Source organism: Mycobacterium botniense, from assembly GCF_010723305.1.
GTDB lineage: Bacteria > Actinomycetota > Actinomycetes > Mycobacteriales > Mycobacteriaceae > Mycobacterium > Mycobacterium botniense.
On the sequence record NZ_BLKW01000004.1, the window covers coordinates 632,022 to 642,389 of the forward strand.

The 10,368-nt window shown below is 65.5% G+C and carries 6 protein-coding genes; all 6 read left to right on the forward strand.

Features of this window, described 5'->3' with window-relative positions:
* Window positions 1-90 precede the first annotated feature (90 nt).
* Complete coding sequence (locus G6N08_RS13030) at window positions 91-1,560, forward strand: wax ester/triacylglycerol synthase family O-acyltransferase (RefSeq protein WP_163757904.1); 1,470 nt, start codon at window positions 91-93, stop codon at window positions 1,558-1,560.
* The gene (locus tag G6N08_RS13035) at window positions 1,557-3,170 is read left to right on the forward strand and encodes an HAD-IB family hydrolase/lysophospholipid acyltransferase family protein (protein ID WP_163757906.1); all 1,614 of its coding nucleotides are present in this window, start codon (window positions 1,557-1,559) and stop codon (window positions 3,168-3,170) included. Before G6N08_RS13030 ends, G6N08_RS13035 begins: the two co-directional genes overlap by 4 nt.
* Window positions 3,167-5,512 carry a glycerol-3-phosphate 1-O-acyltransferase gene (locus G6N08_RS13040; protein ID WP_163757908.1) on the forward strand — a complete coding sequence of 782 codons (2,346 nt, stop codon included), beginning with the start codon at window positions 3,167-3,169 and terminating at the stop codon, window positions 5,510-5,512. The genes G6N08_RS13035 and G6N08_RS13040 overlap by 4 nt, the downstream gene beginning before the upstream one ends.
* A 271-nt stretch (window positions 5,513-5,783) precedes the next feature.
* Window positions 5,784-7,796: a bifunctional copper resistance protein CopD/cytochrome c oxidase assembly protein gene (locus G6N08_RS13045; protein ID WP_163757910.1), complete on the forward strand. Its 2,013-nt coding sequence runs from the start codon at window positions 5,784-5,786 to the stop codon at window positions 7,794-7,796.
* Window positions 7,797-7,985: 189 nt separating this feature from the next.
* On the forward strand, window positions 7,986-8,483 hold the full coding sequence (locus G6N08_RS13050; protein ID WP_163757912.1) for a single-stranded DNA-binding protein: 498 nt from the start codon (window positions 7,986-7,988) through the stop codon (window positions 8,481-8,483).
* 161 nt (window positions 8,484-8,644) lie between these two features.
* Window positions 8,645-10,321: an energy-dependent translational throttle protein EttA gene (gene ettA / locus G6N08_RS13055; protein WP_163757914.1), complete on the forward strand. Its 1,677-nt coding sequence runs from the start codon at window positions 8,645-8,647 to the stop codon at window positions 10,319-10,321.
* The last annotated feature ends 47 nt before the right edge of the window (window positions 10,322-10,368 follow it).

Here is a 10,368-nt window from a genome sequence, read left to right on the forward strand (position 1 = left end):
GGTCGGCGTCTGAAACAGGAGGCCTTGTGTTGACGATGTCTGAACTGACGGTCAGGCACGCTACGGACAATGGTTGTGGGGGGACCGGCGATGAATAAGCCCGTCGACGCCGTCGGCTTGCGCACCGAGCTGGGTGCGGTCGATTATCTTCTGCATCGCGGAGAAGCCAACCCGCGCACCCGATCGGGCATCATGGGAGTGGAAATCCTCGACACCGCTCCGGATTGGCAGCGTTTCCGGACGCGTTTCGAAATTGCCTCCCGGCGGGTGTTACGGCTGCGGCAGAAGGTCGTCGTGCCGACCCTGCCGACCGCCGCCCCGCGCTGGGTAGTGGATCCCGACTTCAACCTGGATTTTCATGTGCGCCGTTTACGGGTGCCAGAACCAGGTACTTTGCGCGAAGTGCTCGACTTGGCGGAGGTGATCCTGCAGTCGCCGCTGGACATCTCCCGGCCATTGTGGACTGCCACCCTGGTCGAGGGACTCGCCGACGGGCAGGCGGCGACACTGTTGCACATCAGCCACGCGGTGACCGACGGGGTCGGCAGTGTAGAAATGTTCGCCCAGATCTATGACCTGGAGCGCGACCCGCCCGCTGAGCCGATGCCTCCGCAACCGATACCGCAGGACTTGTCCGCCAATGACCTGATGCGCGAAGGTCTCAACCACTTGCCCAGCGCACTACTCGGCGGAGTGCGCGGCGCCTTGTCAGACACGGTGTCGGCGGCCGTTCGCGCGCTCCGTGACCCGGTGTCGGCGGTGGCAGGAGTGGTCGAATACGCCCGCTCCGGGGTGCGCGTGATCAGCCGCGCTGCCGAGCCGTCCCCGTTATTGCGCCGACGCAGCCTGGCCAGCCGTAGCGAAGCCCTCGACATCCGCCTTTCTGACCTGCACAAAGCCGCGAAAGCTGGTGGCGGCTCAATCAACGACGCCTACCTGGCCGGTCTGTGCGGTGCATTGGGCCGCTACCACGGGGCGCTGGGTGTACCGATCGCCACCCTGCCGATGGCGGTGCCGGTGAACCTGCGCGCCGACGCCGATCCGGCCGGCGGCAATCGATTCACCGGGGTGAACCTGGCGGCGCCCATCGGCGTGGCCGATCCGGTGGCCCGGATGAGAAAAATCCGCGCCCAGATGACTCAACGCCGTGAAGAGCCCGCGATGGACATCATCGGGTCCATCGCCCCGGTGCTGAGCATTCTGCCGGCACCTGCGCTAGAGACCATCACCGGTGCGGTCGTCGCCGCCGATGTCCAGGCCAGCAATGTGTCCGTCTACCCCGGTGACACCTACCTGGCCGGCGCGAAAATACTGCGGCAGTACGGGCTGGGTCCGCTGCCCGGTGTTGCAATGATGGCGGTGCTGATCTCACGCGGCGGCTGGTGCACCGTCACGGTGCGCTATGACCGGGCAGCGGTCCGGCACGAGTCGTTATTCGCTCAATGTCTGCTCGAGGGTTTCGACGAGATTCTCGCGCTGGCCGGTGAACCGGCACCGCACCCGGTGCCGGCATCGTTCAGCGCTGAACCACCGACGTCACGATCGGAGCTGGGCTCATGACCGCCGGCGACAATCGAAAGCCGCCGCCGGATCTGCGGTTACCGGGTTCGGTTGCCGAGATTCTCGCCAGCCCCGAGGGGCCCGGGATTGGCGCGTTCTTCGACCTGGACGGCACGCTGGTCGCGGGGTTCACCGGTGTCATCCTCACCCAGGAGCGCTTCCGGCGCCGGGATATGGGGGTGGGTGAGCTGATCGGCATGATCCAAGCTGGTCTCAATCATCAGTTGGGGCGCATTGAGTTCGAAGAGCTCATCACCAAAGCGGCATCAGCGCTGCGCGGACGCTCACTCAGTGATCTGGAGGAGATCGGTGAGCGGTTGTTCGTCCAAAAGATCGAGTCCCGCATCTACCCAGAGATGCGTGAGCTGGTGCGCGCCCACCTCGCCCGCGGCCACACCGTCGTGCTCAGCTCGTCGGCCCTGACCATCCAGGCTGAGCCGGTCGCCCGTTACCTCGGTATCCCCAACACGCTCACCAACAAGTTCGAGACCGACGAGAACGGGGTGCTCACCGGGAGTGTGGTCAAGCCGATCCTGTGGGGGCAGGGCAAAGCGGCGGCGGTGCAGCAGTTCGCGGCCGAGCATGACATCGACTTGGGTCAGAGCTATTTCTACGCCGACGGCGATGAGGACGTCGCGTTGATGTATCTGGTCGGCAATCCGCGCCCGACCAACCCGGAAGGCAAGATGGCCGCCGTCGCCCGCCGCCGGGGTTGGCCGATCCTGCGGTTCACCAGCCGCGCCGGAATAGGCATCCGTGCGCAGTTGCGCACCCTGGTTGGCATTGGCTCACTGGTGCCTGTCGCCGCCGGTGCGGTCGGGTGGGGCCTGCTGACCCGCAGTCGGCGGCGCGGCGTGAACTTCTTCACCTCGGCATGGTCGCAGCTGCTGTTGGCTTCCGCGGGTGTGCGTCTCAACGTCATCGGCCAGGAGAACCTGACCGCCGCACGCCCGGCGGTGTTCATCTTCAACCACCGCAACCAGGTCGACCCGATCATCGTCGCGGCGTTGGTCCGCGACAACTGGACCGCCGTCGGCAAAAAAGAACTGGAAAGCGACCCGATTGTGGGCACACTGGGCAAGGTGCTCGACGCCGTATTCATCGACCGTGACGACCCGACCGCCGCGGTCGAGACGCTGCGGCAGGTCGAAGAACGGGCGCGAGCCGGGCTGTCGATCGTGATCGCTCCGGAGGGCACCCGGGTGGACACCACGGAGGTGGGGCCGTTTAAAAAGGGTCCTTTTCGGATCGCGATGGCGGCAGGTGTCCCGATCGTCCCGATCGTGATCCGCAACGCGGAGCTCATCGCCGCTCGAAACTCCACCACGATGAACCCCGGCACGGTCGACGTCGCGGTTTTCCCACCGATCCCCGTTGATGACTGGACCCTTGATGAGCTGCCGCAGCGTATCGCCGCGGTGCGTCAACTGTATGTGAGCACGCTGGCTGACTGGCCACTCGACCGGCTGCCCGAGGTCAGCGTCTATTCCCGGGCGACGACCCACAAGGCGCGGCCAAAGACCGCCGCCAAAAACACCGCCGGGGCCAACCCGAAATCAGCCGCGGCCGGTCAGCATGTCGCGTCATCGTCGCCGAAGGAACGATCATGACCAAACCTGCCGCCGATACCGGCACGTTCACCACCACCGATGACACACTGGTGTTGGCGTCGGTGTCCTCGCCGGTGGAAGCGGAGTTGCTCTCCACATGGCTCGATCAGCAGCGAACCCGGTATCCGGAGGCGACGATCGACGTGGTGCGGCTGCCGCCCCGGAATGCGCCGCCGGCAGCGCTGGCACAGCTTGTCGAACAGCTTGAGTCCGGCGAGGATCGTTCGATCGTGCCGGTGCGGGTGTTCTGGTTGCCGCCCGCCGCCGGCGGGCGGCTCAGCAAGTTAGCCGGGTTGGTTCCCGGCTGGGACCCTTACCACCCCAGCGAACGCCAGCAGCGCCGTATTCTGCGCAGCGATCCCCGGCGTGCGCGGGTCGTGGCCGGCGAAGCGGCCAAGGTGTCTGAACTTCGCCAACAGTGGCGCGATACCACCGTCGCCGAGAACCCGCGTGATTTCGCCCACTTCGTCACCCGCCGGGCGATCCTGGCCATGGAACGCGTCGCCTACCGGCTGCTCGGCCCAGAGTACAAGTCGCCACGACTGGTGAAACCGGAAATGCTGGCATCGGCCCGATTCCGCGCTGGCTTGCAGGAAATCCCAGGCGCCACGGTGGAGGAAGCCGGTAAGATTCTCGACGAGATGGCCACTGGGTGGAGCCGGCTGTCCGTCGATCTCATTCCCGCCCTTGCCAAAGCGCTGTTCAGCCGCGGATTCGATCCACAGATCGACTATGACCAATATCAGGTGGCTGCCATGCGTGCGGCGCTGGAAACCTATCCCGCAGTGTTGTTATGGTCGCATCGGTCCAATCTGGACAGCGCTGTGCTGACCGTCGCGCTGGCCGAAAACGGGCTGCCCAAGACCCATGTATTCGGCGGTATCAACATGGCCTTCGGCTTGATGGGGCCGTTGATGCGTCGTTCCGGGGTCATCTTCATCCGCCGCAGCATCGGCGGTGACCCGCTCTACAAGTACGTGCTCAAGGAATACGTCGGCTATCTGGTCGAGAAGCGGTTCAACCTGAGCTGGTCCATCGAGGGTACTCGGTCACGCACTGGAAAGATGTTGCCGCCCAAGCTCGGTCTGCTGAGTTTCGTAGCCGATGCCTATCTGGAAGGCCGCTGCGACGACATCCTGCTGCAGCCGGTGTCGATCACTTTCGACCAGCTGCACGAGATCGCCGAGTACGCCGCCTACGCCCGCGGTGCCGAGAAAAAGCCGGAAGGCTTCAGCTGGTTGTACAACTTCATCAAGGCGCAGGGCGAACGCAACTACGGCAAGATCTATGTGCGCTTCCCCGAAGCCGTTTCGATGCGGGAATATCTGGGCGTGCCGCACGGTCCGATGATGCATGACGAAGCCGCAAAACGCCTTGCGCTGCAGAAGATGTCCTTCGAAGTCGCGTGGCGGATCCTGCAGTCGACGCCGATGACGGCGACTGGGTTGGTGTCGGCGCTGTTGCTGGCCACCCATGGGGTGGCGTTGACGCTCGATCAGCTGCACCACACACTGCAGGACTCGTTGGATTACCTGGAACGCAAGCAGACACCGATGTCCACCAGCGCGTTGCGGCTGCGCACACCAGAAGGAGTCCGCGCCGCAGTGGATGCACTGTCGAACGGGCATCCGGTCACCCGAGTCGACGGCGGGCGGGAACCGGTGTGGCGCATTGCGCCCGAACATGAGCACGCCGCAGCGTTCTACCGCAATTCGGTGATCCATGCGTTTTTGGAGACCTCTATCGTCGAACTCGCGTTAGCGCACGCCAGACATGTCGACGGCGACCGGCTGGCGGCGTTCTGGGCGCAGGCGATGCGGTTGCGTGATCTGTTGAAATTTGATTTCTACTTCGCCGATTCGGCGACTTTCCGAGCCAACATCGCCGAAGAGATGGCCTGGCACACCGCTTGGGAAGCCCATGTCGCCGCCGGAGGGGAGCAGATCGACGCGATACTGTACGCCAAGCGTCCGTTGATGTCGGACGCGATGCTCCGGGTATTCTTCGAGGCCTACGAGATTGTCGCTGACGTGTTACGTGATGCGCCGGCGGAAATCGGCGAGAAGGAACTGACTCAGTTGGCGCTCGGTGTGGGCCGTCAGTACGTCGCGCAGGGCAGGGTGCGCAGCAGTGAGCCGGTGTCGACGCTGCTTTTTGCGACCGCCCGCCAGGTCGTCGCCGACCAGCATCTGCTGGAGCCGGGAGCCGGCCTCGCGGAGCGGCGTATCGCGTTTCGACGGGAATTGCGCGATGTACTGCGTGATTTCGACCATGTCGCGCAGATCGCGCGCAAGCAGTTCGTGGCCCGCGAACTCGAATCGCGCCACATGCTGCGCGGTTAGCGGGGTTCACTGCTTTTCGCCCCGGCGGCGGCCCTGGGATGCACATCGGTTGCGCCCACGGCACACTGTCGCGAATGACGCGGAGCGCTGTGCAGCCCCGGCACAGGGCCGGGCAACGGCCGACGGGGCTTCCGGCCGTTGCCCGGTCGCAACCTGTCGAATTGCCGCGGGACTGGTGTTCGATCCCAGGGAGTTCGTTGCCGGGCGACGAGCGGCGTCGGCTCGGCCGACGCAGCGGTAGTGTTCCGGGGAGCCGCCCTAGGCTGAGTACATGACCGTTGCCCCGCCCATTGCGACGCGCCTCGCGGTGGTGTGGCTGTTACTCGGTGGCGTCGCCGTGCTGGCCGGCGCTACCGCGGCCGGCATCGCGGCGCTGTCGTTGGCGGATGCGCTGACCGCCACCGGCTTACCCGATCCGGGGCCGGTGACCACGCTGGGGCTACCGTTCTTCCAGGCAGCCGGTGAGATCGCCGCGGTGCTCGCGGTCGGATCATTCCTGTACGCGGCGTTTTTGACACCCCCCCAGCGCAGCGGGGTGCTCGACGTCGCCGGCTACCGCGCCGTCCGGCTGGGCACGGTGGCGTCGGGGGTATGGGCTGTGTGCGCCGCGCTGCTGGTGCCGCTGACGATTTCTGATGTCTCCGGTCAACCGCTGGCGAACCACCTGAACCCGGCGAGGATCTGGTCGCTGGCGAGCCTGATCAACATCGCGGCGGCGTGGCGCTGGACGGCACTGTTGGCCGCTGCGGTGGCGGTGGCAAGCCTACCGGTGCTGCGCTGGTCATGGACACCACCGCTGCTGATCGGGTCGTTGATCACCCTTGTCCCACTCGGGCTGACTGGCCATTCATCAGCCGGCGGTTCGCATGACCTGGCCACCAACAGCTTGCTCATCCACCTTGTCGCGGCCGGCCTGTGGGCCGGCGGTCTGCTGGCCCTGTTGGTGCACGCGCTGCATCGCGGGGAGCATGCCGACCTTGCGGCGCGGCGGTTCTCCGCGATTGCCTTGTGGTGCTTTGTCGCGATGGGGCTGAGCGGTGTCGTCAACGCGCTGGTGCGGGTGCGGCCCGCCGAGTTGCTGACCACCTCATATGGGCGGTTGATCATCGCCAAGTTCGTTGCGCTGTGCGTTTTGGGTGTGCTCGGCTGGCGCCAGCGGCGCTCTGGAGTCGCTGCGCTACAAGCGGATCCGAGCTCACGGGGCGCCCTGATGCGGCTGGGACTGATCGAATCCGCCGTATTCGCCCTGACCTTCGGTATCGCCGTCGGGCTGAGCCGCACACCGCCGCCGCCACCGCCGATCGGGATTCCTTCGATCCCCGAAATCGCGATCGGCTACGACTTCAACGGACCACCCACCGCCGCGCGTGTGCTCCTCGACTGGCGCTTCGACCTGATCTTCGGCACAGTGGCAATCGTTTTCGCCGCTCTATATGGGGCCGCAGTGCTGCGGCTGCGCCGCCGCGGCGACAGCTGGCCGCGCGGCAGAACGCTGGCCTGGCTGCTCGGCTGCGCGCTGTTGCTGTTTACCACCTCGTCGGGTGCGGGCCGCTATATGCCGGCGATGTTCAGCATGCACATGGCCGTTCACATGATGCTCTCGATGCTGGTTCCGGTGCTGCTGGTGCTGGGCGGACCGGTGAGCCTGGCGTTGCGCGCACTGCCGGCTGCCGGGCGTGATGATCCACCCGGTCTGCGGGAATGGCTGCTGGCCGCTCTGCACAGTCGGCTCTCCCGGTTTCTGACCCACCCCGTCGTGGCTACCGTGCTGTTCGTCGCCGGGTTTTACGGGCTGTACCTCGGCGGTCTGTTCGACGCTGCGGCGGGCAGTCACCTAGGCCATGTCATGATGAACGTGCACTTCCTGCTCAGTGGCTACCTGTTCTACTGGGTGGTGATCGGTGTCGACCCCACGCCGCGGCCGATCCCCCCGGTAGCCAAGGTTGCCGTGGTTTTCGTGTCGCTACCGCTGCACGCGTTCTTCGGTGTGGTGATGATGGGCACCCAGCGCATACTCGGCGAACACTTCTACCGATCGCTGCAGTTGAACTGGCACACCGACCTGCTGGGAGATCAACGGCTGGGCGGTGGAATCGCTTGGGCTGCAGGGGAGTTCCCGTTGGTGATCGTCATGATCGCACTGTTGGTGCAATGGTCACGCAGTGATCGGCGCACGGCGCGACGGTTGGACCGCGCCGCCGAGCGCGATGACGACGCCGAGCTGGCCGCCTACAACGCGATGCTGGCCGAACTGGCGCGCCGCGATGTTTCCGGGCAACGCTAGCCGCGGGCGGGAAACCATCGCCGCAATCGACGCCGGCTCCCGGCTGTCCACATACGCACATTCATCCACAGCGTGGAACAACACCGGCCGCCCAGAGTCCGGCGGTGTCGGTGACAGGGAGGTCAATGGAGCCGTCACGGGCGCCGGGGCGACAGCGCGGCGTCGCCACACTGACGGAAGGAAACAGCAATGTTCGAGACGCCATTGGCCGTTGTCGGCACCATCGTCACCGATCCCACGCGCCGCATGGTCGGGCAACAGGAGGTCATGAAGTTCCGGCTCGCCAGCAATTCCCGCCGACGCAGGGTTGACGGCGCTTGGGAACCCGGCAATTCGCTGTACATCACCGTCAATTGCTGGGGCCGGCTGGTCACCGGTGTGGGTGCCGCCCTGGGCCGGGGATCACCGGTGATCGTCGTGGGCACCGTCTACACCAGCGAGTACGAGGATCGTGACGGTGTGCGCCGATCGAGTCTGGAGATGCGGGCCAGCGCGGTCGGACCCGACGTGTCACGCGCGATCGTGCGCGTCGAGAAAATCGGGCACTCGACCACAGGTGCCGCCCGGACCGAAGCGGCGGAGCCTACGGGGTCGGCGGCCGTCGGGGCCGCCGACGTGGGTGACCCGGCCGGCAGCGCCGACGCCCCGGGCGGCCCCGATGGCGCGCGACTGTCCCTCTCAGCCTAGGAGCATGTCCGCGGAGTGGGGCGCCCGCACTAGGGGCACCCCGCTCCCGGGTGGCCAGCGCCCCCGGGACCGTGCCAGTGTGCTGCCGGGCTGTCCGCGCGCATGCCGCACCTAGGATGGTGCGGGTAAGCGCGCAGAGATCAGAGAGGTAACACCGCGCAATGGCTGAGTTCATCTACACGATGAAGAAAGTCCGCAAGGCGCATGGCGACAAAGTCATCCTCGACGACGTCACGCTGAGCTTCTATCCGGGAGCCAAAATCGGCGTCGTCGGCCCCAACGGCGCAGGTAAATCCAGCCTTTTGCGCATCATGGCCGGCTTGGACCAGCCCAATAACGGTGAGGCCTTCCTGACCCCGGGCGCCACTGTGGGGATCCTGTTGCAGGAGCCTCCGCTGAACGAGGCGAAGACCGTCCGCGGCAACGTGGAAGAGGGGCTGGGTGACATCAAGGCCAAGCTCGACCGGTTCAACGAGGTCGCCGAGCTGATGGCCACCGACTACTCCGACGAATTGATGGAAGAGATGGGCCGGCTGCAGGAGCAGCTGGATCACGCCGACGCATGGGATCTGGACTCGCAGCTCGAACAGGCCATGGACGCGCTGCGCTGCCCGCCTCCGGATGATCCGGTCACCCAGCTGTCCGGCGGCGAGCGGCGCCGGGTTGCATTATGCAAGTTGCTGCTCTCCAAACCCGATCTGCTGCTGCTCGACGAGCCGACCAACCACCTCGACGCCGAAAGCGTGCAATGGCTCGAACAGCACCTGGCCTCCTACCCGGGAGCTGTCCTGGCGGTCACCCACGACCGTTATTTCCTCGACAATGTCGCGCAGTGGATCCTTGAACTGGACCGCGGCCGCGCCTACCCGTATGAGGGCAACTACTCGACCTACCTGGAGAAGAAGGCCGAGCGCCTGGCGGTGCAGGGCCGCAAGGACGCCAAGCTGCAAAAGCGGCTGCAAGAAGAATTAGCCTGGATCCGCTCGGGAGCCAAAGCTCAGCAGGCCAAGGGTAAGGCCCGACTGCAGCGCTACGAGGAAATGGCCGCTGAGGCGGAGAAGACCCGCAAGCTTGATTTCGAGGAGATTCAGATCCCGGCCGGTCCGCGGCTGGGCAACGTCGTCGTCGAGGTCGACCACCTCGACAAGGGCTATGACGGCCGCACCCTGATCAAGGATCTGTCTTTCAGCTTGCCCCGTAACGGCATTGTCGGCGTCATCGGGCCCAACGGGGTCGGCAAGACGACCCTGTTCAAGATCATCGTCGGGCAGGAGAAGCCCGACAGCGGCACCATCAAGGTCGGCGAAACCGTCAAGATCAGCTATGTCGACCAGGATCGATCCGGTATCGACCCCAACAAGACGGTGTGGGAGGTTGTCTCCGACGGGCTGGACCACATCCAGGTCGGGCACAATGAGATTCCGTCGCGGGCCTACGTGGCGGCATTCGGGTTTAAGGGGCCCGACCAGCAGAAGCCGGCCGGTCTGCTCTCCGGGGGGGAACGCAACCGGCTTAACCTCGCGCTGACGCTCAAACAGGGGGGCAATCTGATCCTGCTGGACGAGCCCACCAATGACCTCGACGTCGAGACCCTCGGCTCCCTGGAAAACGCGCTGGTGAACTTCCCCGGCTGCGCGGTGATCACCTCACACGACCGCTGGTTCCTCGACCGCATATGCACGCACATCCTGGCGTGGGAAGGTGACGACGACAACGAGGCTCGGTGGTTCTGGTTCGAGGGGAACTTCGACGCGTATGAGGCGAATAAAGTCGAGCGGCTTGGCGTCGAAGCCGCGCGCCCGCACCGGGTGACCCACCGCAAGCTCACCCGCGACTAAGGTCTGCGGTGGCAGCGCGGGGATCTGTGCTGAGTCAGGAGCAGTCG

Coding starts and splice junctions, on each gene's coding strand:
- G6N08_RS13035 (WP_163757906.1), top strand. CDS start 1,557: ATGACCGCCGGCGACAATCGAAAGCCGCCGCCGGATCTGCGGTTACCG.
- G6N08_RS13050 (WP_163757912.1), top strand. CDS start 7,986: ATGTTCGAGACGCCATTGGCCGTTGTCGGCACCATCGTCACCGATCCC.
- G6N08_RS13040 (WP_163757908.1), top strand. CDS start 3,167: ATGACCAAACCTGCCGCCGATACCGGCACGTTCACCACCACCGATGAC.
- ettA (WP_163757914.1), top strand. CDS start 8,645: ATGGCTGAGTTCATCTACACGATGAAGAAAGTCCGCAAGGCGCATGGC.
- G6N08_RS13030 (WP_163757904.1), top strand. CDS start 91: ATGAATAAGCCCGTCGACGCCGTCGGCTTGCGCACCGAGCTGGGTGCG.
- G6N08_RS13045 (WP_163757910.1), top strand. CDS start 5,784: ATGACCGTTGCCCCGCCCATTGCGACGCGCCTCGCGGTGGTGTGGCTG.